Below are 22,716 nucleotides of genomic sequence, written 5' to 3'. Positions count from 1 at the left end.
TGGCGCCGCGGACGGACCTCCACGGCGCCACCGCCACGTCCTACATCGTCTGGGTCACCTTGCGCAGTCCACGCGGCGCGTCCGGGTTCTCGCCCCTGATCAGAGCGAGTTCGAGTGCCAAGCGCTGCAACGGAAGTATGTCCAGCAGGGGAGCGTACCTCTCGTCCACGGCGGGCGACGCGACCCGCAACGCCGAACCCATCACATCGGACGGTCCGATGACGACGACGTCGGCGCGCCGCTCCCCCAAGCGTCCCAACACATCACGCATGGCCTGACCACCTGGACCGTTGCCCACGACCGCCAGAACCGGAACGTCCGGGTCGGTCATCGCCAACGGGCCGTGCAACAGGTCGGCCCCGGAGAACGCCAACGCGGGCAGGTAGGACGTCTCCATCAACTTCAGCGCCGCCTCCCGGGCCGTCGGGTACGCGTAGCCGCGCCCCGTCGTCACGACCCGATCGGCGAAGCGGTATCGGTGCGCGGCACGGATCGCGGCGTCGTCCTCGAGGACGACGCGCGCCAGTTCGGGGAGCTCGGCGACGGCGCGACGCTCCTCCTCCGGCAGGACGCCGTCCCCGGCGCGGACGCCCTCGATCAGCATGAGCAGGGCCAACAGCTCAGCGGTGTACGTCTTCGTCGCGGCGACCGCTCGCTCATGCCCGGCGGACACGTCGATGTGTCGATCCGCGACGGACGCCAATGGGGACGCCGCGTTGTTGGTGACGGCGAGGGTGCGGGCGCCCGATTCCTTGCCGACCCGCAACACCTCGGCGATGTCGGGCGAGCCGCCCGACTGGGACACCCCGACGACGAGCGCGCCCGACAGGTCTGGGCGCGCGCCGAACACGGTGATGGCCGACGGTGAGGCGAGGCTCGCGGGGATGCCGAGTCGGATCTCGGTGAGATACGCCGCGTACAGCGCCGCGTGGTCGGAGGTGCCTCGGGCGGTGTAGACGACGAAGCGGGGTCGTTCGCGAGCGATCTCGGCGGCGACGGCGGCGATCGCGCCCGACTGCTCGTCCGCGAGCCGCGCGTACACCTCGGGCTGCTCCGCGATGTCGGCGGTCATTCCCGCACCGAAAGCGACTTCGGCGATGCCGTCCGACGTGGGCGCGGTGCGATTGAGCGTGCGCTCCTCGGCCATATCTACTCCCAATGCTCAAGCTTTGCGCGGTAATGCGCAATCAAAGCATATTCCGATCACACATGAACCGCCAGTGTCGCGGGGAGCGATCCTCGTGACAAGCGCGGAGGGATCCGCCCTGACGACCGCGCCGAGCACCGCGGAGTCGCGGGCGCGCCGACGGACGAGGGCGACCAGAAACAGGGGCATGAAAAAGGCGTCGACCGGGGGCCGACGCCTTTGCGCCATAGTGGATAGTTCTACATGGATCGTTACAGGGCGAGTTCCCAAGCGAGCAGCTGGACATTCGCGATCGGGTTCCAGTCGCGGTCGGGGATTCGCGTGAAGCCCATCGACCGGTACATCGCCTGCGCGGGCTTGCCGACCTCGTCGCGCGTGCAGATGACGACGGCGCGGCTGCCCAACTCGCGCGCCCGATCCACGCACGCGGTGGCGAGCGCCCGCCCGACGCCGCGACCCTGCGCGTCAGGGTGAACCGCGAGCATCCGGAACTCCAGCTCGCCGGGGCGATTGATCTCCGCCAGTGGAGAACCGGGCAGGCAGATCGCGACGGAGCCGAGCACGGTCCCGTCGACATCGACGGCGACGAGAAGCGAGGCGTCCTTCGCCCGGCCGGCCACGTCGCGCAAACGCGCGGCGTAGTGCCCGCCCACACCTTCGGCGAGCTGGCCGTCGTCGACGTAGGCGAGGACCGACAGCTCCGCGATCGCCGCGTAGTCGTCGGATTCGGCGGGGCGGATGACAATGTCCATCATGGTCCTTTCGACGAACCCGGGGGTGGGGGTCGCGCCCAATGATGCGCGCGCCGGACGTCGAAGGAAACCGTGCGCGACGAGACCTCGCTCACCCGACGGGACGGACGGGCCCGAGCGTCGGTCGGCGGACGCGNGNNGGGCCGGTGTCGAACGCGCACACCCGCGTCCGCACCGGCCCGGCACGATGATCATCCGTTGGACGGTAACTCGATGACGGCGATCAGGTCGCCCTCCTGCACCACATCGCCCTCGTTGACGGCGACCTCAGACACGACCCCGCCGTCTTCGGCGTGCACGGGGATCTCCATCTTCATCGACTCCAAGATCACGATCGGGTCGGCGTCGGTGATGGTGTCGCCCTTCTTGGCCACCACCTTCCACACGTTCGCCACCATCTCTGCGCGGATCTCCTCGGCCACGGCCGCCTCCTGTTTCGTCTGTCGTTGTGCCGCGCTGTCACGTCCCTGACGGTGATGACGTCAGGCACCGTCGCCGACCGGCGGCGTTGTACCGGGGCACAGTACGTGACCGTGCTGGTCGGGGGACAGTTCGCGGGGATACTGCCTCACCACAATAAACGCAGGGCGCGACGAATCGGCGTCCGAGTGAGACCGTGACCGCCTGCCGCCGGCGTTCGAACGGGGTGCGTATCGTTAACGCTCGGCTGAAGACCCATCGACCGCAGGAGGCAGACATGGCCAAGCGTGCGCGCAAGCGTCGTTCCCGCAAGAAGAACGGCGCCAACCACGGCAAGCGCCCCAACGCGTAACGCCAACGGGTGCCGGTGGCACCCGAACGGCACGAGGTCCGCCGAATCGTCCTCTCCCGAGAGGGGACGTTTCGACGGACCTCGTTGTCGTTGAAGTATCAGCCCGTGCGGACGGGGGTCTTCAAGTCCGCGTTGGGTTCGCCTTCGGCGGGCTTCTCGGTGTGTCCGGGGCTACCGCGCAGCGGAACCTCCTTGATGAACCACGCCAACAGGAAGCCAGCCGCCGCGAACGGGATGGACCACCAGAACACCGTCGTCAACGCCTCGGTGACGCCGGAGGTGACGACCGTGTGCATCGGCTCCGCCAGGTTGGCGACCTCCTTCGGGTCGAGCCCGGCGCCGTCCCCGCCGAAGTTCGCCGCGAGTTCGTCCGGCACCTTGCCGTCCATCGAGGCGACGAGCCGGTTGGCGAAGATCGACCCGAACAACGCGACCCCGAACGAGCCGCCTATGTTGCGCAGGAACGTCGAGGTGCTGCTCGCGACGCCGATGTCCCGCTGCGGCGCGCTGTTCTGCGCGACCAACATGGTGATCTGCATGAGCAGGCCGAGACCGGCGCCGAGAACGAGCAGGTAGAGGCTCGTGACGATGAGGGAGGTCTCGGTCGTCAGCTGAGTCAGCAGGCCGATTCCGGCGATCATGACGACGCTGCCCGCGATCGGGAAGATCTTGTAGCGTCCGGTGCGGGTGACGAACGATCCGGCCGCCAGCGAACACACCATCGACCCGAGCATCATCGGGATGAACCACAGTCCCGACTCCGTCGGAGACAGGCCCTGGACGATCTGCTGATACATCGGGATGAACGTCATCGCGCCGAACATCGCGAAGCCCTGAAGGAAACCGACGGCGTTGATGATCACGAAGTTCGAGTCGCGGAACAACCGCAGCGGCAGCACCGGCTCCGACGCGCGCTGTTCGACGAGGATGAGCGCCACCAGGGCCGCGACCGACACGGCGATCAAACCGAGGATCTGAGGCGAGTCCCAGTCGTATTGAGTTCCGCCCCAGGTCGTCACGAGGACGAGACCGGCGGCGGCGATCGACAACAGGGCGATGCCGGCGTAGTCGATGCGGACCTTGATCTGGTGCCGGGGAAGCTTCAAGGTCACACCGATGACGATGAGCGCGACGAGACCGAGCGGGATGTTGATGTAGAACGCCCACCGCCAGTTCAACTGGTCGGTGAGGAAGCCGCCGATCAACGGGCCGCCGATCGTCGCCAACATCATGACCGCGGCCATGAAACCCTGGTAGCGCCCACGCTCGCGGGGCGGGACCAGATCGCCGATGATCGCCATCGCGCCGACCATCAGACCACCCGCGCCGAGCCCCTGAAGGCCGCGGAACGCGATCAGCTGCTCCATGCTCTGAGCGGCGCCGGAGGCGACCGAGCCGATCAGGAAGACGCCGATCGCGAACATGAACAGCCGCTTGCGGCCGTACAGGTCACCGAGCTTCCCGTACAACGGTGTCGTCACCGTCGCGGCGAGGATGTAGGCGGTGACGACCCACGACATGTGGCCGTAACCGCCGAACTCGCCGACGATCGTCGGCATCGCGGTGCCGATGATCGTGTTGTCGAGCATCGCCAGCAGAATGGCGAGCATCAGACCCGGGAGAACGACGAGGACCTCGCGTCTTACCCCCGGAACTTCGGCCGCAGCCGTGTCAGTTGTATCCGACATCGATAGGAATCCCTCCAACTTGCTTACCGGTCGACAAGTAAGCGTCCGCCAGCTACGATAGGCCCGTCCTAGCCGGCCGGCAAGTCAGTTATGAGGTTTGGGTGAGTGAAGCAGGCAACACCCGCCAGCGCATTCAGCAGGTGGCGATGGAGTTGTTCACCGAGCAAGGCTACGACGCGACGTCGCTTCGACAGATCGCGGAGCGGCTCGGGCTGACCAAGGCCGCGCTGTACTACCACTTCCGCACCAAAGAGGACATAGCGGTCAGCTTCTTCGAGGACTACGGTCACGCCGTCGAGGAGCTCACCGAGTGGGGCGAGAGCCGACCGAACAGCATCGACACGAAACGCGAACTGCTCGCGCGCTACGCGGACCTGCTCGTCGCCCACATGCCCGCGATGCGGTTCATGCACGAGAACCGGCCCGCGCTGCGGAAGTTCAACAAGGAACAGCTGTTCCAGGAACGCATGGGACGCCTCATCCGCATCCTCGCGTCCGACGAGGACACGCTACTGCGACGGTTGCGAGCGTTCGACGCGATCATGACGATGCACGGCGCGTGGTTCCTGCGTACCAGCATGGCGGACGATCCCGCCGAGATCCGCGAGGCGACGCTCGCGATCTCCATCGAACTCATCGAGTCAAACGAGAGGGATCGGCGGCCGTCAGCAGCTCCAACTTCGCCTTGAGCCGCAGCTTGATCTCCTCGGGCGCCTTCTCCTGCTTGCAGCAGCGCTGCACGAGCGCCCGCACGTCCTGCTCGATGCCGTACTCGGCCAAACAGGGCGAACACTCCGCGAGGTGCTGTTTGATGATCACCCGTCTCGCGTCGGCGCATTCGGCGTCCAGATAGAAGTACACCTCGGCGAGGACCTCACGACAGTCAACCGACCGCTGCTCTCCACCGGTCACCGTGTGACCTCCTCTTCCTTGCTCGCCGCCGAAAAGCCGCGCTGAGCGGCGTATTCCTGAAGCATGTCGCGCAGCTGCCGCCGTCCACGGTGCAACCGGGACATGACCGTACCGATGGGGGTGCCCATGATCTCGGCGATCTCCTTGTACGCGAAGCCTTCCACGTCCGCGAGGTACACGGCCAGACGGAACTCCTCGGGGAGGCGCGCGAGCGCGTCCTTGATGTCGGAGTCGGGAAGACGGTCCAGCGCCTCGGTCTCCGCCGAACGCAAACCGGACGACGTGTGCGACTCGGCCTCGACGAGCTGCCAGTCGGTGATCTCATCCGTCGGCGCCTGCACAGGCTGGCGCTTGCGCTTGCGGTAGGAGTTGATGTAGGTGTTGGTGAGGATGCGGTACATCCACGCGCGGAGGTTCGTGCCCTCCTTGAACTGGTGGAACGCGCTGAACGCCTTCAGGTAGGTCTCCTGAACGAGGTCCTCGGCGTCCTGGGGGTTGCGGGTCATCCGCAAGGCGGCACCGTACAGCTGGTCGACCAGCGGCATCGCGTCCCGCTCGAAGCGGGCACGCCGACCGGCGCCGGTCTCGTCCCCCTGCGATTCGGTCACCGAATCCCCTCCCTGTGTCCGTACGCCTGAGCGTACGACACGGCCGCCCTCGGCGGAACCAACCGAACGATCCTTCGGCAGCACCTTCGCGTCCACCGGCCAGGCCGGGGCGTTGAGGAGTCGTTCCAGTTGGCGGGTCTGCGCCTGGTCGGCGCGCTCCCTGGTGGAGGCCATCACGAGAAGCCACATCCTTTCCGTCGCGACGCCTTCGCGACGTCGCCACACAGCGGTGAAACACCGCGCGGGCGTCGGCCATTCCGCGCGCCCGTGAGGAATGGAACACAACTCGGCGCGTAGCGAATCGCACCCGGAGTGCGATGCGTTGCGGCGGTGCGCTTTCCGTCGACCAAACACGGAACCCCCTCGGCCGTCGAGCCCAGAAGGACTGGGGCGTCACCCATTCGTGTAATCAAGCAATGCCTCCCCGTTACCGGCCATGGGCATCCTCGTTGATAACAGTGGACCCGTTAGGGACCTCCCTTTAAAGCAGGCCGCAAGGTCTGTTGCCAACCTCCCAGGCCCTGCCCGGGCCTGGCGACACGACACCGTCGCCGGGCCCGGGATGGCAGGAGCCATCCCGCCTTCGACTCAAGTCGTCCCGCACGTCGATCATTCCCGGGCCCCCGCCCGTGATTCGAGTGCCGACCGTCCGCACTACGCGGCGCGTACCGCGTCCTTCCAGGCGAGGATCATCGCGCGACGCTCACGCGGCGTCGTACCACCCCAAACACCGTTGCGATCGCCCGCGTCGAGCGCCCACGCCAGGCAACGCGCCTGTACCGGACAGTTCGAGCACAACGCCAGGGCCTCCGCCGGGGACTGTTGCGCCTGCGGCTCCGGAAAGAACGTCTCGGGATCGGCGGACAGGCACTCGCCGCGAAGCCGCCACTCCGAATCATCGCGCGCGGCCGTCAACGCTTCCCGCAACCTCGGGTCCCGTCGAGCCGCGTCGATCTCCTCCTGATTGGGCTTCCTCTTCGATCGGCTCAACGTGCCCAACCTCCCGCTTCCATCCAGGTCCGGTGTGCCTTGACGGCGACGAACGACCACACCGTCGAGTGCGCGTAGGGATGTGTTTTACCCCACATGGTGGTGCGAGATCAATACCTCACGGACAGATCAATACGAAAAGCCGAGGGGGTTCGCCCGTCAGAACAGTGTCTGCTGCTGGGTTTCCTCGCCGCCCTCCGACGACAGTTCACTTCGCTCTATCAACTGTGGACCATCGTTGCGGACGTTGCCGACGGCCCGTGACACCGGCCGCGACTCGATGCCGGACAGATACGACATGCCCGCCGGACGCAACAGTTCGTCCACCTCGGCGTCGACCTCCCCCAGCCACGCCGGAATGCGCTCGGGAGCCAGGACGAACGGCATCCGATCGTGCACCCGCGCGAAGTCCCCGACCGCCTCGGTCGTCAACACCGTGCAGGTCATGATCCCCTCGTCACCACGACCCCAGAACTCCCACAAGCCCGCGAACACCAACGGATCACCACTCGGGTCCGTCATGTAATACGGCTGCTTCTTCCCATTCGAAAGCTTCTGCCACTCGTACCAACCATCGGCGGGAACGAGACAACGCTTACGCCGGAACGGTGTCCGGTACGAACGCGCCGTCGTCACCGTCTCCACTCGCGCGTTGATCATCCGCGCGCCCGATGAGGGATCCGCCGCCCACGGCGGGACGAGCCCCCACACCGCGGCGGACACGACCCGCTCCTCCTTCCGCCGAGACCGCCGCACGATCGGAACCGGCATCGTCGGAGCGATGTTGAAACCGGGCACGACGCGCCCGTCGGTGTCGTCCACCGCGTCGAACAAGGTCGCCAGGTCGGTACTACTGCGAGTCGACGCATATCTGCCGCACATCCGCTCACGGTACGTCGTGGGGCCGACAATTCGGCGCGCTCAGTAGGCTGGTCGCGTGACACACACGCGCGCACCCGAGGCGGCCCGCTGGGCCGCTCCATCCGCGACCGGTCCCATCCGCGCGACCGTCGACCTGCCCGGATCGAAATCGATGACGGCGCGGGCGCTGCTCCTGTCGGCCGCGACCACCGGCACCTCCGGCATCGACGGCGGCCTAGCCGCCCGCGACACCGCCCTCATGGCCGCCGGACTGCGCGCCCTCGGGATCGACGTCGACGACGACGCGCGCGTCTGGAGCGTCACCGGACGGCCCCTTCGCGGCCCCGCGCACGTCGACTGCGGGCTCGCCGGCACCGTCATGCGCTTCCTCCCATCGCTGGCGGCGACCGCCCGCGGATCGGTCTCCTTCGACGGCGACCCACACGCCAGAACTCGACCGATGGGCCCACTGCTGCGCGCGCTCACAGCCCTCGGCGTCACCGTCGAAGCCGAGTCGGCGAGCCTCCCCTTCACGCTGTACGGCTCCGGCCGCGTCACCGGAGGCGAGGTCACCGTCGACGCGTCGAGCTCCAGTCAACTCGTGTCCGGTCTCCTCCTGTCCGCGCCACGTTTCGATCGCGGCATCGTCGTCCGGCACTCCGGCCCACCCGTCCCCTCCGCGCCGCACATCCGAATGACCGTCGACATGCTCCGCGCGGCGGGCGCCCACGTCGACGACGCCGACCGGAACGTCTGGCGCGTCGAGCCGGGCGAGCTCACGGCCAGGCAATGGACGATCGAACCGGACCTGTCGAACGCCGCCCCCTTCCTCGCCGGCGCCGTCATCACCGGAGGCACCGTCACCGTGCCCGGCTGGCCTCACACGACCAGCCAACCCGGCGACGCGCTCCGCGAACTGTTCACCGGGCTCGGCGCGGACGTCCGCCGCGATCAGGACGGGCTCACCGTCACGGGGACGGGCCGTGTCACCGGCATCGACGCCGACCTATCCGAAGTGGGCGAACTGACCCCCGTCGTCGCCGCCGTGTGCGCCGTCGCGGACTCCCCGTCCCGGCTGCGCGGCATCGGCCACCTGCGCGGCCACGAGACAGACCGGATCGCCGCGCTGGCAACGGAACTCGGCAAGCTCGGCACCCACGTGACCGAGGAGACCGACGGGCTCACGATCACGCCCCGCCCACTTCGCGGAACCGTCGTCGAGACCTACGCCGATCACCGCATGGCCCAAGCGGCGGCCGTCATCGGTCTGGCCGTGCCCGACGTCGAATTGTCCGATGTAGCGTGTACGTCCAAGACACTGCCGGAGTTTCCGGAGCTGTGGACACGAATGCTGGGGACAGGGCACTGAGACAACGCCGCAACTGGGACGAGGACGACGTGCGGGTACGCCCGACACGGCGTTCCCGCCCTCGCACCAAGATCCGCCCCAAACACGCCGAGGCCGTTCCCGGCTTCGTGATCGCCGTCGACCGGGGCCGCTACACCTGCCGCGTCGACGACACCGACGTCACCGCGATGCGCGCCCGCGAACTCGGCCGCAAGGGAGTCGTCGTCGGTGACCGGGTCGCCCTCGACGGCGACACGAGCGGCGACGACGGCACCCTCGCCAGGATCGTCCGGATCGAACCTCGACACGGGCAACTGCGCCGCACCGCCGACGACGATGACGACAAGATCGAGCGCATCATCGTCGCCAACGTCGACCAGCTCGTCATCGTGTGCGCGCTCGCCGATCCCCCGGTGCGCACCGGATTCATCGACCGCTGTCTGGTGGCGGCGTTCGACGCCGACATCCAGCCGCTGCTGTGCCTGACGAAGGCCGACATCGGAGCGGACGCGCTACCCGAGATCGATCGTTACTACGCCGACCTCGACGTCCCGTACGTGACGTGCCGACCCGACGAGCCGATCGACGATCTGGCCGAACGACTCGACGGCAAACTCTCCGTCCTCATCGGCCACTCGGGTGTCGGGAAGTCGACGCTCGTCAACCGGCTCGTTCCCGACGCGGACCGCAGCGTCGGCGACGTCAGCGCCATCGGCAGGGGACGGCACACGTCGACCAACGCGGTCGCGTTGGAACTGCCGGACGGGAGCTGGATCGTCGATACGCCGGGTGTCCGCTCCTTCGGCCTCGCGCACGTCTCGTCCGACTCGCTGCTGCACGCCTTCGGCGACCTCGCCGACGTCGCCACGGGGTGCGAACCCGGGTGCGACCACACCGGTCAATCGGGCGTGTGCGCCCTCGACTCGCTCCGCGACGCCGACGGCGAGGCACCCCAACGCCTCCAGTCGTACCGCCGTCTCCTCGCGGCGATCAGCTGACCGCGCCCTGACCTTCCATTCCGCTTGGTTGGGCAAATGTCGAAAACAGGCGTGATTTCGCAATTTGCCCAACCAAGCGGAACTTTTGCCCAACCAAGCGGGATCCTGTTTCCGTGGGACGTGAGGTACAAGGTGAGGGCGATGGGGCGGAGCGCGGTTTAGACTCGGGCGCATGTCGACCCACGCGGATGATCTGGGGCTTGCGCACCTGCTGGCGGACAGCGCCGATTCCATCGCACTTGACCGATTCCGTTCGGCGGACCTGCACGTCGAGAGCAAACCGGATCACACGCCCGTCACGGATGCCGACACCACGGTCGAGAAGGCCATCCGGTCCACATTGGCGCGAGCCCGCCCCCGGGACGGCGTCTTCGGCGAGGAGTTCGGCGACGAGCCGGGCGCCGGGTCGCGGCGCTGGGTCATCGACCCGATCGACGGCACCAAGAACTTCATGCGCGGCCTGCCGGTCTGGGCGACCCTGATCTGCCTCTACGAGGGGAAGGAACCGGTCATCGGCCTCGTGTCCGCTCCCGCGATCGGGCGGCGCTGGTGGGCGGCGACGGGCGTCGGAGCCTTCGCTGGGCGGCACCGCAATCGCGCGGAACCCATCCGGGTGTCCGGTGTCGCGAAGGTCGGGGACGCCTCGATCAGCTACTCGAGCCTCCCGAGCTGGTACGAGCACGGTCGCGGTGACGAGATGGTCGGCCTCCTGAAGGGCGCGTGGCGCAGCCGGGCGTACGGCGACTTCTACAGCTACGCGCTCCTCGCGGAGGGACAGGTAGACGTCGCGATCGAGCCCGAGGTGAAACTGTGGGATCTGGCGGCGCTCTCGGTGATCGTCACCGAGGCCGGTGGACGCTTCACCGATCTCGACGGCAATCCCGGCCCCGCGGGAGGCTCCGCGGTCGCGACGAACGGGCACCTGCACGACGCGGTGCTCGACGCGCTGCGACCGAGCTAGGCGGCTCGGCCGCTTGCTCGACATCAGTTGCCATCGATATATTTCAATATAGGCAGATCGGCGCCATCTCCGCGTTCAGTCATTGGCGCGCTCGCTAGACGGCGACGGGCACACCACCTCATCGCAATGACGCTACGAACGGGTGCGATGACTCACCCGAAGGTGGGACTCACCCGGCTGGGCGGGGGCGAGACCGAGGGTTACCCTCAACAAAGTGTCCGCGGGTTGGTTCTTCCTCGCGGCGATGATCATCGCTTACGGGGTCGCCAACTTCCTGCAAGCCGTCGCCGCCAATCGTGCAGAAACGCATCAGTCGTTTCATCCCAAGCTGCTGCTCTCACTAGCGACCCAGAAGACGTATCTCGTCGGCATCGGCTGCCAAAGCCTGGGTTTCCTCCTGGCGATCGTGGCCCGCGCGGACCTGCCCCTGTTCCTCGTACAGGCCGCCGTCGCCGCCGGGCTCGGAGTCACCGCGATCCTCGGCGTCATCGTCCTGAAATGGCGGTTGCCGCGTGCCGAGGTGGTCATCCTCGTCGGGCTGACCGCGGGCATAGCCGCACTCGTCATATCGGCGAAACCATCGGCCTCGGAAGACCTCGACACCCTCGCGATCCTGGCCCTGTCGGGCAGTTGGATCCTCATCGCCGGGCTCGGCTGGATCACCGCGAAGAAGCTCGACGGCGTCCCCGGTTCGGTGGCCCTCGGCGCCCTGGCGGGCCTCGCGTTCGGGGCGGCCGCGGTCGCGTCCCGACCACTCGCGAGCGCGATCGACGTCACCGCTCTGCTGTCGAATCCCCTGCTCTACCTCATCATCGTGCAGTCGCTGACGGGACAACTGTTGTTGGCGTTGGCGATGCAGCGCGGCAGCACGACCGCGGCGGTGGCCGCGATGGACGCCGCCTTCGCCGCTCCGGCGGCGGCCGTCGGCCTGCTGCTCCTCGGAGATCAGATACGGCCGGGCCTCGAATGGCTGGCGGCGCTCGGTTTCATCGTCACCTTGGGCACGGTGCTGGCGCTGACGCGGTTCGCCGAACCCCAGGGCCAGGCGAACGCGCTGCTGCCGAAGCACATCTCTCCCCCACGGGATGACCCGTTCGATCTGGACGTGGTCCAGGCGCAACCGACGACGACCGTCAACGGCGCCGTCCGTCGGTGCGACGGCGCCGGAACACACTGACGGGCTCACGCCCGATTCGTCACGGAACCGGGTCGCCCCGGTGCACATTCACTTCGACCTCATCGGCGGCGAAATCGAGCATCGCGTGCGTCAGTTGCGACAACGCACGAGCACAGGCGATCTCCTCACCGATGGCGGCTACCGGACGGTCGCCCGGGTTTCGCCGCGCACGGCCTGTGGCGCGCAGTTCCCTGCCGTTCGGCATTCGCAGAGACGCCGTCGCCACCGTGTGGTTCGGGTCCTCCTCGAATCGGACGTCGATCATCCAGTTCGCGGTCAACATCATCGTCGACATGGCGTTACCTCCTCCCCGTCGACTACCCCACAAGTGTGCTCCGAATATCACTAGTTGTCATGTCGTGACGACAACGGGTTGTCCAATACCATCATCCGGCGACAAAAACGGGCAAAACTCACGAAATGCCGCGCGTACTCCTTGTAACGATCTTCATACCCGACTATTCTCGTCAGGCAAGTCGACAAGTGACGTCGGCCGATTCCCACCGCACCACGCACCATTGAGGACGTGATAGCTGTGGCCGAGTATGCACCACAGGCACTTCGGTGGCTGGGCAACGCGATCGTCCAGGCCATTCCATCGGCGAGGTTCTCCGGCATCGTCGGCGACCCGAGCCACAAGTATGGGTATCACCGCGCCCGAAACCGTCTCCCGAAGAACGACTACAGCGTCCAAACCGGACCAGACAAGGCGGGCGACGGTTGGGCGGCCTCCGCCCTCGACATCTCATTCGACTCCAAGTGGATGAAGACGATCACCAAGCGCCTGCTCGCCTCCGCCAAAGACCAGAACGACCCCAGACTGAACTGCATGCGGGAGTTCTTCGGCACCACCAACGGTAGTTCGGTCGCCGGTTGGGACACCTACTACGGCAGACCAGCCACAAGCGACGACTCACACCTGTGGCACGTCCACATGTCCATCTTGCGCAAATACGCCAATGACCGGAAGGCGCTCGCGGGCGTCCTGTCCGTCATCAAGGGAGAAAAGGAGCTCGACGTGGATCTCGACGACAAGGTGAAGCTGTCCGAATGGATCCCGCAGGCCTGGCCCGACCTGGACGAGACGATCACCGTGCGCACCGCGCTCGGATCGGCGTACGGGCACGCACGTCAAGCCAAGGACCTCATCCGTGATGCCGTGCCCGAGATTCTCGCCGGCCAGGCCGCGATCCTCGAAGCACTCCGTGGCTCCAGCGCCGCGGAGATCCAGAACAGCGTCCGGGAGGAACTCGGACGCGTCGCACCGCGCCAGCGCGGCGCCGACGGAGCCCTCGCCGAGCGTCTCGGCCCGGCACTCGTGACGGCGCTGACCGCACGACTCGGCGACGCGGTGTCCGAAGCGGACCTGACTGCCGCCGTGACGGAGGCGATCGGCGCGGTGTTGCCGCCGACCGACCACGCCGAATCGGCGACCGAGAGCACCCCGAGCGAGGGCTGAACGGGCGTCTCGCCGTACCGGCACCTCGGCGACGCCGACCGACGGTCCCCGCTTGACGTCCGAGGGATCGCCCGCATGCCACATGTGGGCGATCCCTCATCCGCGCTCCGCCGGTCCCCGGCCCCGAGGTCGGCATCAGCTTCCGTTTCGACCCTCCCCGACGACACCCGATCTGCGCAGCTCGACCCGCCCCGGCCGTCCGGATTCGAACGAAGTCCGGACCCCAGGTCGACACCAAGCATCGAATCCGGACGGCCGACACCGATCAAGTCGGCATGAGAAGTGCTGGGACGCAACACAAAGCGCCGCATTCTCGCTCACGCCACGAACTGTTCGCACACGTCACCCGCGTCACAACGCTCACACGTGACCGGACTTACCTCACCCCCGCCGTAAGACACCCAAAACGTGCGCTAAAGTTACAAACGCATCCGACGCGGGGTGGAGCAGTTCGGTAGCTCGCCGGGCTCATAACCCGGAGGTCGCAGGTTCAAATCCTGTCCCCGCTACCAAGTAGAACGCCCTCGAACCATCACGGTTCGAGGGCGTTTTTCATGCCCTGGTGACCAAGCTGAGACCGCCAAGGAAAAGCGTCGCTGTCACCTCCACAAGCGAACGTCCATCGGGTCACGACCGAGGCGCTTGAGAACTCTCGTTACGCCGCGTGAACGCAACGGCGGCGAATAGGCAGACCAACTGCCGGTGCGGGGGCCACGGGGGCGGCCATCCGAGTGCCGACATGCGCGGGATTCAGAGCCTGAACCCCACCCGACCTGCGAAGAATGCCGTGTTGCGTTGATCGCGAAGTCAGCTACGTGGACACACCACAATAGCCATGATTACTGTCAGCTATGATCTCGTTGCTTACTTTAGGTGAGCGCAGATCACTTCCACACCAATCGATTTCATCGCAGAAGGAGATGTCATGTCCATTCGCACCGCCGTGCTCCGGGTATCGACCGCCATCGCCACCACCGCCATCGCCACCGCCGCACTGGCCGGCGCGGCCGCCGCGGCACCGACCGAGGCAGTCCAGGCGCCCTACGCGCAGGCCGCGGGATCGATCAACGCCGACGGCACCATCCAGAACTCCAAGGGAGTCGTGAGCGTCAACAAGCCCGAGGCCGGCCGTTACTGCATCCAGTTGGAGACCGCGACACCGATCAGCGACCTGGTGGCCAACGCCACGCCACGCAGCGGCGCTGCCTGGAACACGCAGATATTCGTCACCGCCGAACCGAACTCCAGGTGCGGCAATAGGACCGACACACTGCTCGTCACCACCGGCAATCCCACCAACGGGGCGACCGACGCGCCGTTCAACTTCACCGTGTCCTAGGGCCTCCCGCCCACTCACGATGGTGTGACCGTCTGACCCGACACAAGACCGTCGCCAATTCGATCCGCCTCGCCGTCCCCCACCGGACGGCGGGGCGGTCTTCGTCGTTTCACACCGAGGGCGCGACGAGTTCCACATGCGACAAAATCGGGACGGGACGCGTCGGAGCGCGAGAGACTCGGCCCACCAGTTGATCGGTCGGTGTGCCGGACCTCGCCGAGCCGACACCTCCGACGATCGATTCCATCGTGAGCGAGGGCGAAGCAGCATCCCTCTCGTTGCTCGCTAACCTGGGGACATGCGTGAATGCGATGGGGCTGTCGCCGTGCAGGGAAGGCATACCCGATGACCTACGGCCAGCCGACCGAACCGAACGCGACCACGCCACTACCCGATGCCACACCCCAAGGCCCGGGCATCGCGCCAGCCACACCGATACCTCCGCAATACCCGATATCGCAACAGCCCTGGGGAACCCCCGGATGGCCAGGCCCACCACCGACGAACCCTCCCAAGGGGCCTGGACTGGCCGTAGCCTCGGTACTTCTCGCGCTCATTGGAGCCGGGTTGCCGCTCCTCCCCATCGACTTGGCCGGTCTCCGTCACTACCTCACCCTCCCATTCGGACTGGCCGGGCTGGCTCTCGCGATCATCGGCTGCACCGGACATCGGCGCGGCCAGCCGATGGCAGTCGTCGGCGTGATGCTGTCCGTCCCCGTACTGATCCTCGGGGCCTACCTGACGGTCAACATCATCGCCCGCTAGCTTCCCGGGAATCGCGAACACCCCTACTCCGGCGACGCGACGGCAGGGACATCAGGTTTCGCTGTGGCGCACCACCACCCGGGGTATCCACTAAGGATCAGTTGCGCCTTCGGTGTGGGTCCGACGGCCGATCCAAGACCACCCGACCGCCTCGGGGTGGGCCGTTCCCGCACGCGACCGCCACCGTCCGCGCGAAAAGCAGGTCCCCGTGCGCAAGCGGTACCACCAGACGCACCGAAATACGCATACGCTGAGGACTCCCTTCGGGGATTCCCCGTCGTGGGATTTCGACTCGGTGGCGCTGACCGCCGGTGAGTGCGAGGAAGCGGTGCCGATGAGCGCTGACGCGGTGATCGAAGTCGAGAACTTGACGAAGTCCTTCGGGAGCTTCCAGGCGCTCCGGGGCCTGGACCTGAAGGTCGAGCGCGGGCAGGTCCACGGGTTCCTGGGTCCGAACGGCGCGGGGAAGTCGACGACAATCCGGGTGCTGCTGGGCCTGCTCCGCCCCGACGGCGGAACCGTGCGGCTCCTCGACGGTGACCCGTGGAAAGACGTCGTCGACCTGCACCGGCGCTTGGCGTATGTGCCCGGCGACGTCTCACTGTGGCCGGGTATGACCGGAGGGGAGGCCATCGACCTGCTCGGAGCCCTGCGCGGGGGTCTGAACAAAGCCCGCCGCGACGAACTGGTCGACCGCTTCGAGCTCGACCCCCGCAAACGCGGCCGCCAGTACTCTAAGGGCAATCGGCAGAAGGTCGCGATCGTGGCCGCCCTGGCGTCGGATGCCGAACTGTTGATCCTGGACGAACCGACCAGCGGCCTGGATCCGCTGATGGAGAACGTCTTTCAGGAGGTGGTCGCCGACGCGAAACGGCGCGGCGTCACGGTCCTGCTCTCCAGTCACGTCATGGCCGAACTCGAGACCCTCGCCGACCGACTCTCGATCATCCGGGACGGTCGGATCGTCGAATCGGGAACGCTCACCGACCTAAGGGGACAGACGCGAACGGTCATCCGCGCCGTCCTCGAACGTGTTCCCGACCCGGCCGACCTCACCGCGTTCGGCGAGGTCCGGATCGACGGTGACCGACTGACCGCCGCCGTCGACTCCGACAAGGTCGCCGAGGCGATCGCCGCACTCGCGCCGTTGGGCCTCGTTTCACTGACAGTCGCGCCACCGTCGTTGGAGAGCCTGTTCCTGCGCCTGTATGAGAACGAGTCCGACCCCGAGGTGACCCGATGAGCGCCATGACGGGCACCGCCCCGCTGCTGCGCGCGTCCCTCAAACACGATGGCCGCTCGCTGGCCCCCTGGATCGTGCTCGCCACCCTCCTGTCGGCCTCCTCGGTCCTGGCCTACCCGTGGGTCTTCCCCACCCAGGCCGACCGTGCCGGGCTGGCCGCCGCCATCGACGCCAACCCCGCCCTCGGTCTGATCTTCGGCCCCGCCCACGACCTGACCACGGCCGACGGCTTCAACGCCTGGCGCGCACTGGCTTTGGGAGGTTTCCTCGCCGCGCTCGGAGCGACGTTCACCGTCACCCGGGCCACTCGTGGCCAAGAGGATTCAGGCCAGGCCGAACTGCTCGCCTCCGGTGTCATGGGCCGCGCCGCGCGCCTCCTCACCGCTTGCGCCATGGCCCTGATCGGCTCCGTCCTGATCGGGGTTTTCGCCTCGACGGTCACCATCGCCTGCGGCGGAGACGCGGAAGCCTCCCTTCTGCTCGGCGCCACCTTCGCCGCCACCGGTTGGATGTTCACCGCCATCGCCGCGACCACCGCCCAGCTCGGGGCGGACGCCCGCACCGCCAATTCCATCGCCGTCGCCACCCTCGGCATCCTATTCGGACTGCGTGGCTTCGCCTACGCCCTCGAAGCTCCCGAATGGACCGTCTGGATCAACCCCCTGGGGTGGATGCAGGAAACGCGGCCGGCCTCGGGTGACCACTGGTGGCCGCTCGCCCTCGCCCTCGCGTTCACTGCCGTCGCCCTGGTCGTCGCGTTCGCCCTCCAGGCCCGACGCGACTTCGACCAAGGCGCCATCGCCCCCGGTCCCGGTCCGGCCCGCGGGACGATACGCACCCCGTGGCGTCTCGCCCTCCGCCTGAACCGTGGCCCGATCATCTCCTGGGCCATCGCCTTTCTGGCGTTGGGCGTCGTGTTCGGGTACTTCACGACGTCGGTCAAGGACATCCTCGGCGGGGACAGCGCCGTCCAGCGGATCCTCGCCTCCGGTGCCTCCACGGAAGCGGACCTGCTCACCGCGTTCCTGGTCACGATTCTCAGTCTGGTCGGCATCATCGCCGCCATTCCCGGCGTCCAGACCATGCTCAAGGTCCGCGCGGAGGAGCTCGGCGACCGCGTTGAGCCGATCATGGCGGCCGCCGTCTCGCGGCCCCGTTACTACGGGGCCAACACGATCGTCGCCCTTGCCGCGCCCACGCTGTACCTCCTGACCGCCGGAACCCTCATCTCGGCGCTGGCCGCCACCGCGGACATCGGCCTCACCTTCGGGGACGCCCTCCTCCAGGCCGTCGCCACGGTCCCGGCGGTATGGACCGTCGTCGCCGTCTCGGTCGCCGTGGTCGGCGCCCGTCCCGTTGTCGCGCTGGCCGCGTGGTTCGGCGTTCTCACCTCCTTCGCCCTCACTCTGCTGGGTCCCACCTTCGACCTCGACGACTGGGTCCTGGGCATCAGTCCGTTCAGGCACGTTCCCAACACCTCGGCCGCCGATCCCGACTACACAGGCCTGGCCTGGGTCACCCTCGTCACCACGGTGCTCCTTGCCATCGGTTTCACCGGATTCCGCCGACGCGATCTCGCCCGGTAGGACCACCGCAATCGTTACGCCGCAAGCGATCACACGGTGCCCACTACGACCGGCCGGCAAGGGTGGGAGTTCGCAAGTGGATCAACTCTCGTGGCATGGCGCGACCGGCAGGATCGGCAAGGGCGCCAACATCGCTCGACACACTCGTGACGAGCCGACGGCCGGGCAAGGGGCCACCGCGCCCGAGCCGAACGCGCCAGTTCGGATCGGATGACCAACGAATGACGTCGCTCGACGAGCGCTCGTTTCCTCTCCGCACACCATCGATCGCGAGATGAAGCCTTCAGTCATTCCATTCACGACATCCGTTCGCACCGAACCGGGGAGATTGGAATGGCAGTCCCCAATCGCCCATAAGGCGGAAAGGCTCGACGCTGAAACGTCATGACCGGTGATGGCTCCGGAGACCTCCAAGTGCGATCACCCGCCGTCACATTGGCGACGACTCTCTCGTCGCCACGTCGGCCTCGCCCGTCTCGATCCGTCCACTCTCACCATTGACGCTGCGGAACACCGGCCCCCCCAACATCACTCCCAACTCTTCGTGTTGTCATAGTGACGACACTTTAGGTAGTGATAGGAGATTCTCATGTCCCTGAAGGCATTGACCCGCAGGACGTTGGTGCCCGCCTTCGTCGCCGTCGCCGCGTTGACGCCGTCCGCCGCGTTCGCGGCCGAAACGGAGGCGGTCCCCGTCGGCGTCGAGGTGTTCATTGACCACGTACAGACCGGGGAACACCTGACTCCCAACGGTTTCGCCACGACCCCGACCGGACTGGTCGACCTGTGGGAGGACCACAACGGAGTCATCGTCGACGCCGAGAAGTGGGTCTACGAATCGGTGAACGGCAGCGCCGACACGTTCCGAATCAAGAACGCGGGCGGGAACGTCTGCCTCGAACCGGATCGAGTGGAGTACCGCAAGGTCGTCTCCACGAAGACCTGCTCGACGAGTAACAAGCAACAGTGGTGGTACCTCGCGATCACCGACACCGGTGTCCGGAACGGCTTCACCATCCGACCGTACAACGACACGTCCCTGGCGATCACACCCAGCAGTGTTCCCACCGGGAACGACCACTACACGGTGTTGTCGCCGGTCGGCGACTACATGAACCAGGTGTTCCGGAACCGCCTGGCCTGAGTCGATTCGACACGAGGCCGTGCCCGAACCGTGACGCCCATCGCCTGCTCGACCTACGAGCGGAGCGATGGGTGTCGCGGGCTCCCCGCATTCGATCTCACTCCACAATGCTGACCGGGCTCACGCTCAGCGGCACGCCGGCCGGCCGACGGCGACGGCGTACGTCGAACCGAGAACGCCGATCGACAACGCGTATCGAGCAGCACATCACGACACATAGGACCCCTGACCCGTCGACTCCGCCTGGGGCGACCGGTGACGTGGATCAGCCGTCGGACGGGGCGGAGCGGTGGGAGCGCCAGGCCCGAACGCCGATGACGCCCAGGACGAGCGCGATCAGAAGGTTGACGGCGATCAGGATGCCGTGCACGACATAGAAGGCCGTGGGGTGGCCGTCCGCGAGGTTGAAGCCGAGCATGATCCATTCGAAGACCATGAACGCGGCGACGAGCAGGATGAAACCGGCGGTCCGGCGGGTTGACTTCATCCGGACATTCTCCCGACCGCCCCAAACGCCGGAACGTGGCCCGGAGCCGATGTCACGCGGGGCACCACGTCCGGCCGTACGGACGGCCCAGAGCCCGATCATGCCTCATACGCTGCGGAAACGCTCCGGCCTCGGGTGCGGGGTATCGGCTGGAACGCGGCCCAGGTAGGGTTTCGTACAAGCAGCGCGGGGTGGAGCAGTTCGGTAGCTCGCCGGGCTCATAACCCGGAGGTCGCAGGTTCAAATCCTGTCCCCGCTACCAGGTAAAACGCCCTCGAACCATCACGGTTCGAGGGCGGCTCCCGCATCGGTGATTCGACGCCGGTTAGAAGGGCTGGTACATCCAGCTTTGGCCCGGAACGAAGGGCCTCGCCTGGTCTGGCCCCACCCTGACGATGGGCCATTGACACTGCGGGTCGTCGAAGACGACCACATCGCCCATCGCCCGGTTGAACAGGGACTGCACTTGACCGGAGTAACACCGGTTGGGATCCGGGTCGAAATGCCCGATTCCCTGGCCAATGAATTCCGGCTCCTCCCATACGCACACCGAGGTCGGGTGGCATTCATGGAAACTGTTGACCGGGTAGGTCGTGCCGGCGGCCAGCGCCGGAGCGGCCATCACCATCGCCGCCGTCGCACCTGCCGCAGCGGCCCATACAGCCCGCATCACCTGCTGCATTTGTCTCCCCCTGAGAAAAGTCGCGTCGCGATTGGGACGCACGCCACATTCCTACCAGGACAAAACGCCCAGGACAGCGAAAAACACGCGCGTTGGTGCGCTGAATCGCCAAGCAAGCCGCCCGACCAGAAGGACGACCAGATCACAGGATCGTCCTATTGGGCGAGTCATGCACGAACGCCATCGGACCACATCCACACCGGATCGTGACGCCCTTGCCGAAGGGTCGAGGCACCTCGTGGACCTCTGGCGCACTGATCACTCGGGAACCAGCCCGAAACTCCGGACGACAAGACACCGAATCGACCCCGACGTAAACGCCCGAAGCACGGCTTTCGTCGCGCCCGCAGTCTTCTCACCAACGGCGCCGCGGCCGCGCGTGGGTGGTTTCGTCGTCTCTGCTCAAGCGCACAGGGAATCACCACACCGATAAAGGTCCACTGTGCGTCCATCGACCGTCGAGGATCCCGCATCCACATTCACGAGTCGTCGAGGCGTGTCGACGCGCCCCGTATCAGGAGGTACCGGCGACAATCGACCCCCACTGATCCAGAGGGGGATGACATGGCAGGCGAGGCCAAATTCGAACTGTTCGTTGGTACGGACGGGCTGGTGTATTTCCACCTGCGCGCCGCCAACGGCCAGATTGTGGCATCCGGCCAAGGCTACGAGAACCGCGAGAACGCGGTGATCGGAGTCGAATCGGTCAAAGCGATCGCCGCGGACGCGCCGATCGTGGACCTGTCCGACAACTAGGCGCAACACCTTCACCACATCGCCACAGGGGGAGCCGTCTCGAAGCGACGACGGCCGTTCAGTCCGAGACAGATCGACACACCCGAGGCCAGAGGACGTGTCGAGACTGGCATCTCTCAACTCATGACCCGGAGGTCGCAGGTTAAGAACCTTGCCCGGCTACCGAAAAGGACGCCCTCGAACCATCACGGTTCGGGGGCGTCCACCACAACCCGACGGTCGAAGCGAGACGACCACGACTGAACGTGCCGAAGGGTTCGGTCCCCCGCCAGTCAGTCGGCCAGTTCCGGTGGCCACACGACGTGGAAACGCTCGAAAACGATCTCGTCTGATTCCGACCACACTGCCCCCCGGGCCGCGCAGGTGCGCTGCCAGTACCGTCGGTGGCCTTCGGCCCAGGTCTCCAAGGACCGGTCGCCCTCGGCCTCATCGAAGGCGAACGCCGCGTCGGCGGTGGTGAAGTCCCCGATGCGCAACTCCGTCGTGCGGATGACGATCCGAGGCACGCCGGCGCCGTCACAGGCGATCCAGTGGGAACCGATCCTGGGGAGGCTGTCGCCCCGGGCCGCGAACTCCGACACCAGCTCCGCCGTCGCCCGTTTTCCACAGGACAGCACCAGGTCCAGTAGCTCGTCGGCGAGTTCCGCCGAGTCCCCGAAGTGCTCGACCGTGTATTCCGGGCACGCGTCGGCCAGCGCCGGTCGGGCCGACTCGTAATCCGCCCACATGCGGGTGGCGGCTGTGTCGTCGACAGGCGCGGCGGCGCCTCGGGGTTCGGTCATGCGGCGATTATGCACAAGGCCGACAGCGATCGACACGGCTTTTCCGACGTCGGCGGGTCGACGCCGCCACCGGACCGGGTTTCGTGTCTCCAGCCCATTTCGCCGGAGAGGTCATCGGCGATCTCCGAGCCTCGGCCCCTGGCACGCGCCCACCGAAGGAGCATCGACACAGCGAGGTCGAAAGATTTCTTGGCGGTCGTGTCGAGATCGGGTCGAGTGCTCCGACGTACCCGTGTCCCCCGATCCGAGCCACGAGGCC

General features: G+C 66.8%; 25 protein-coding genes and 2 tRNA genes. 15 read left to right on the top strand and 12 right to left on the bottom strand.

The window, feature by feature from the left end; all coding sequences use genetic code 11:
• Positions 1–40 precede the first annotated feature (40 nt).
• The 3 genes from ACM9NP_RS03120 to ACM9NP_RS03110 form a co-directional block, all read right to left on the bottom strand.
• On the bottom strand, positions 41–1,072 hold the full coding sequence (locus tag ACM9NP_RS03120; protein ID WP_415645099.1) for an SIS domain-containing protein: 1,032 nt from the start codon (positions 1,070–1,072) through the stop codon (positions 41–43).
• Between the two features lie 326 nt (positions 1,073–1,398).
• Positions 1,399–1,899, bottom strand: a complete 501-nt coding sequence (locus ACM9NP_RS03115; RefSeq protein WP_415645015.1) for a GNAT family N-acetyltransferase — start codon at positions 1,897–1,899, stop codon at positions 1,399–1,401.
• A gap of 191 nt (positions 1,900–2,090) precedes the next feature.
• Positions 2,091–2,297 carry a biotin/lipoyl-binding carrier protein gene (locus tag ACM9NP_RS03110; protein ID WP_415645098.1) on the bottom strand — a complete coding sequence of 69 codons (207 nt, stop codon included), beginning with the start codon at positions 2,295–2,297 and terminating at the stop codon, positions 2,091–2,093.
• A gap of 299 nt (positions 2,298–2,596) precedes the next feature.
• Between ACM9NP_RS03110 and ACM9NP_RS03105 the strand changes: the two genes are divergently transcribed.
• Positions 2,597–2,671: a 50S ribosomal protein bL37 gene (locus ACM9NP_RS03105; RefSeq protein ID WP_415645097.1), complete on the top strand. Its 75-nt coding sequence runs from the start codon at positions 2,597–2,599 to the stop codon at positions 2,669–2,671.
• 98 nt (positions 2,672–2,769) lie between these two features.
• Here ACM9NP_RS03105 and ACM9NP_RS03100 read toward each other — a convergent pair whose 3' ends face one another.
• Positions 2,770–4,359 carry an MDR family MFS transporter gene (locus ACM9NP_RS03100; RefSeq protein WP_415645014.1) on the bottom strand — a complete coding sequence of 530 codons (1,590 nt, stop codon included), beginning with the start codon at positions 4,357–4,359 and terminating at the stop codon, positions 2,770–2,772.
• Positions 4,360–4,460: 101 nt separating this feature from the next.
• Between ACM9NP_RS03100 and ACM9NP_RS03095 the strand changes: the two genes are divergently transcribed.
• Entirely contained in the window at positions 4,461–5,048 is a 588-nt protein-coding gene (locus tag ACM9NP_RS03095; protein ID WP_415645013.1) for a TetR/AcrR family transcriptional regulator, read from the top strand.
• On the opposite strand, the gene rsrA is transcribed toward ACM9NP_RS03095, so the two are convergent.
• From rsrA to ACM9NP_RS03075, 4 genes are all read right to left on the bottom strand, one after another.
• Positions 4,993–5,271 (bottom strand): mycothiol system anti-sigma-R factor, encoded by a 279-nt coding sequence (gene rsrA, locus ACM9NP_RS03090; RefSeq protein ID WP_415645012.1) that lies wholly within the window; start codon positions 5,269–5,271, stop codon positions 4,993–4,995. The two genes, ACM9NP_RS03095 and rsrA, sit on opposite strands and share 56 nt — an antisense overlap.
• Entirely contained in the window at positions 5,268–6,053 is a 786-nt protein-coding gene (locus ACM9NP_RS03085; protein ID WP_415645011.1) for a sigma-70 family RNA polymerase sigma factor, read from the bottom strand. Before ACM9NP_RS03085 ends, rsrA begins: the two co-directional genes overlap by 4 nt.
• 480 nt (positions 6,054–6,533) lie before the next feature.
• Entirely contained in the window at positions 6,534–6,869 is a 336-nt protein-coding gene (locus ACM9NP_RS03080) for a WhiB family transcriptional regulator (protein ID WP_415645010.1), read from the bottom strand.
• A 159-nt stretch (positions 6,870–7,028) separates the two neighbouring features.
• Positions 7,029–7,751, bottom strand: coding sequence for an SOS response-associated peptidase (locus ACM9NP_RS03075; protein WP_415645009.1), 723 nt, complete (start codon positions 7,749–7,751; stop codon positions 7,029–7,031).
• A gap of 55 nt (positions 7,752–7,806) precedes the next feature.
• Here ACM9NP_RS03075 and aroA point away from each other — a divergent pair, with 55 nt between their 5' ends.
• From aroA to ACM9NP_RS03055, 4 genes are all read left to right on the top strand, one after another.
• On the top strand, positions 7,807–9,099 hold the full coding sequence (aroA, locus tag ACM9NP_RS03070; protein ID WP_415645008.1) for a 3-phosphoshikimate 1-carboxyvinyltransferase: 1,293 nt from the start codon (positions 7,807–7,809) through the stop codon (positions 9,097–9,099).
• Positions 9,069–10,076 carry a ribosome small subunit-dependent GTPase A gene (rsgA, locus tag ACM9NP_RS03065; protein ID WP_415645007.1) on the top strand — a complete coding sequence of 336 codons (1,008 nt, stop codon included), beginning with the start codon at positions 9,069–9,071 and terminating at the stop codon, positions 10,074–10,076. The genes aroA and rsgA overlap by 31 nt, the downstream gene beginning before the upstream one ends.
• Before the next feature lie 172 nt (positions 10,077–10,248).
• Positions 10,249–11,037, top strand: coding sequence for a histidinol-phosphatase (gene hisN / locus ACM9NP_RS03060; protein WP_415645006.1), 789 nt, complete (start codon positions 10,249–10,251; stop codon positions 11,035–11,037).
• Between the two features lie 244 nt (positions 11,038–11,281).
• The gene (locus tag ACM9NP_RS03055) at positions 11,282–12,214 is read left to right on the top strand and encodes a hypothetical protein (protein WP_415645096.1); all 933 of its coding nucleotides are present in this window, start codon (positions 11,282–11,284) and stop codon (positions 12,212–12,214) included.
• A gap of 19 nt (positions 12,215–12,233) precedes the next feature.
• Here ACM9NP_RS03055 and ACM9NP_RS03050 read toward each other — a convergent pair whose 3' ends face one another.
• Complete coding sequence (locus tag ACM9NP_RS03050; protein ID WP_415645005.1) at positions 12,234–12,509, bottom strand: DUF1876 domain-containing protein; 276 nt, start codon at positions 12,507–12,509, stop codon at positions 12,234–12,236.
• A gap of 231 nt (positions 12,510–12,740) precedes the next feature.
• On the opposite strand from ACM9NP_RS03050, the gene ACM9NP_RS03045 reads away from it, so the two are divergent.
• The 7 genes from ACM9NP_RS03045 to ACM9NP_RS03015 all read left to right on the top strand — a co-directional run bounded on the left by ACM9NP_RS03045 (position 12,741) and on the right by ACM9NP_RS03015 (position 19,750).
• On the top strand, positions 12,741–13,673 hold the full coding sequence (locus ACM9NP_RS03045) for a hypothetical protein (protein WP_415645004.1): 933 nt from the start codon (positions 12,741–12,743) through the stop codon (positions 13,671–13,673).
• A gap of 435 nt (positions 13,674–14,108) precedes the next feature.
• A tRNA-Met gene (locus ACM9NP_RS03040) sits at positions 14,109–14,185 on the top strand.
• Between the two features lie 413 nt (positions 14,186–14,598).
• The gene (locus ACM9NP_RS03035) at positions 14,599–15,012 is read left to right on the top strand and encodes a hypothetical protein (protein ID WP_415645003.1); all 414 of its coding nucleotides are present in this window, start codon (positions 14,599–14,601) and stop codon (positions 15,010–15,012) included.
• Between the two features lie 567 nt (positions 15,013–15,579).
• Positions 15,580–15,777 (top strand): hypothetical protein, encoded by a 198-nt coding sequence (locus tag ACM9NP_RS03030; RefSeq protein ID WP_415645002.1) that lies wholly within the window; start codon positions 15,580–15,582, stop codon positions 15,775–15,777.
• A 334-nt stretch (positions 15,778–16,111) separates the two neighbouring features.
• The gene (locus tag ACM9NP_RS03025; RefSeq protein ID WP_415645001.1) at positions 16,112–17,020 is read left to right on the top strand and encodes an ABC transporter ATP-binding protein; all 909 of its coding nucleotides are present in this window, start codon (positions 16,112–16,114) and stop codon (positions 17,018–17,020) included.
• Positions 17,017–18,606, top strand: coding sequence for an ABC transporter permease (locus tag ACM9NP_RS03020; protein WP_415645000.1), 1,590 nt, complete (start codon positions 17,017–17,019; stop codon positions 18,604–18,606). The genes ACM9NP_RS03025 and ACM9NP_RS03020 overlap by 4 nt, the downstream gene beginning before the upstream one ends.
• Before the next feature lie 589 nt (positions 18,607–19,195).
• Positions 19,196–19,750 (top strand): RICIN domain-containing protein, encoded by a 555-nt coding sequence (locus tag ACM9NP_RS03015; RefSeq protein ID WP_415644999.1) that lies wholly within the window; start codon positions 19,196–19,198, stop codon positions 19,748–19,750.
• A gap of 265 nt (positions 19,751–20,015) precedes the next feature.
• Here ACM9NP_RS03015 and ACM9NP_RS03010 read toward each other — a convergent pair whose 3' ends face one another.
• Positions 20,016–20,237, bottom strand: a complete 222-nt coding sequence (locus tag ACM9NP_RS03010) for an SCO4848 family membrane protein (protein ID WP_415644998.1) — start codon at positions 20,235–20,237, stop codon at positions 20,016–20,018.
• A 185-nt stretch (positions 20,238–20,422) separates the two neighbouring features.
• Between ACM9NP_RS03010 and ACM9NP_RS03005 the strand changes: the two genes are divergently transcribed.
• Positions 20,423–20,499 (top strand) — tRNA-Met (locus ACM9NP_RS03005).
• 63 nt (positions 20,500–20,562) lie between these two features.
• On the opposite strand, the gene ACM9NP_RS03000 is transcribed toward ACM9NP_RS03005, so the two are convergent.
• On the bottom strand, positions 20,563–20,919 hold the full coding sequence (locus tag ACM9NP_RS03000) for a peptidase inhibitor family I36 protein (protein WP_415644997.1): 357 nt from the start codon (positions 20,917–20,919) through the stop codon (positions 20,563–20,565).
• Between the two features lie 564 nt (positions 20,920–21,483).
• On the opposite strand from ACM9NP_RS03000, the gene ACM9NP_RS02995 reads away from it, so the two are divergent.
• Positions 21,484–21,675, top strand: coding sequence for a YegP family protein (locus ACM9NP_RS02995; RefSeq protein WP_415644996.1), 192 nt, complete (start codon positions 21,484–21,486; stop codon positions 21,673–21,675).
• Positions 21,676–21,947: 272 nt separating this feature from the next.
• Here the strand turns inward: ACM9NP_RS02995 and ACM9NP_RS02990 are convergent, their stop codons facing one another.
• Complete coding sequence (locus ACM9NP_RS02990; RefSeq protein WP_415644995.1) at positions 21,948–22,457, bottom strand: ASCH domain-containing protein; 510 nt, start codon at positions 22,455–22,457, stop codon at positions 21,948–21,950.
• Positions 22,458–22,716: the final 259 nt, after the last annotated feature.

It is taken from the genome of Stackebrandtia soli (assembly GCF_965137155.1).
GTDB classification, from domain to species: domain Bacteria; phylum Actinomycetota; class Actinomycetes; order Mycobacteriales; family Micromonosporaceae; genus Stackebrandtia; species Stackebrandtia soli.
Note: the sequence above shows the minus strand (reverse complement) of the source record. Positions and strands in the feature narration are given on the sequence as shown.

Bases quoted from the DNA above. Each gene is read 5' to 3' on its own strand.
- ACM9NP_RS03110 (WP_415645098.1), bottom strand. From the start codon at position 2,297: ATGGTGGCGAACGTGTGGAAGGTGGTGGCCAAGAAGGGCGACACCATC.
- ACM9NP_RS03075 (WP_415645009.1), bottom strand. From the start codon at position 7,751: ATGTGCGGCAGATATGCGTCGACTCGCAGTAGTACCGACCTGGCGACC.
- ACM9NP_RS03120 (WP_415645099.1), bottom strand. From the start codon at position 1,072: ATGACCGCCGACATCGCGGAGCAGCCCGAGGTGTACGCGCGGCTCGCG.
- ACM9NP_RS03000 (WP_415644997.1), bottom strand. From the start codon at position 20,919: ATGCAGCAGGTGATGCGGGCTGTATGGGCCGCTGCGGCAGGTGCGACG.
- ACM9NP_RS03115 (WP_415645015.1), bottom strand. From the start codon at position 1,899: ATGGACATTGTCATCCGCCCCGCCGAATCCGACGACTACGCGGCGATC.
- ACM9NP_RS03010 (WP_415644998.1), bottom strand. From the start codon at position 20,237: ATGAAGTCAACCCGCCGGACCGCCGGTTTCATCCTGCTCGTCGCCGCG.
- ACM9NP_RS03050 (WP_415645005.1), bottom strand. From the start codon at position 12,509: ATGTCGACGATGATGTTGACCGCGAACTGGATGATCGACGTCCGATTC.
- ACM9NP_RS03015 (WP_415644999.1), top strand. From the start codon at position 19,196: ATGTCCCTGAAGGCATTGACCCGCAGGACGTTGGTGCCCGCCTTCGTC.
- ACM9NP_RS03035 (WP_415645003.1), top strand. From the start codon at position 14,599: ATGTCCATTCGCACCGCCGTGCTCCGGGTATCGACCGCCATCGCCACC.
- ACM9NP_RS03085 (WP_415645011.1), bottom strand. From the start codon at position 6,053: ATGGCCTCCACCAGGGAGCGCGCCGACCAGGCGCAGACCCGCCAACTG.
- hisN (WP_415645006.1), top strand. From the start codon at position 10,249: ATGTCGACCCACGCGGATGATCTGGGGCTTGCGCACCTGCTGGCGGAC.
- ACM9NP_RS03100 (WP_415645014.1), bottom strand. From the start codon at position 4,359: ATGTCGGATACAACTGACACGGCTGCGGCCGAAGTTCCGGGGGTAAGA.
- ACM9NP_RS02990 (WP_415644995.1), bottom strand. From the start codon at position 22,457: ATGACCGAACCCCGAGGCGCCGCCGCGCCTGTCGACGACACAGCCGCC.
- ACM9NP_RS03025 (WP_415645001.1), top strand. From the start codon at position 16,112: ATGAGCGCTGACGCGGTGATCGAAGTCGAGAACTTGACGAAGTCCTTC.
- ACM9NP_RS02995 (WP_415644996.1), top strand. From the start codon at position 21,484: ATGGCAGGCGAGGCCAAATTCGAACTGTTCGTTGGTACGGACGGGCTG.
- ACM9NP_RS03020 (WP_415645000.1), top strand. From the start codon at position 17,017: ATGAGCGCCATGACGGGCACCGCCCCGCTGCTGCGCGCGTCCCTCAAA.
- ACM9NP_RS03055 (WP_415645096.1), top strand. From the start codon at position 11,282: ATGATCATCGCTTACGGGGTCGCCAACTTCCTGCAAGCCGTCGCCGCC.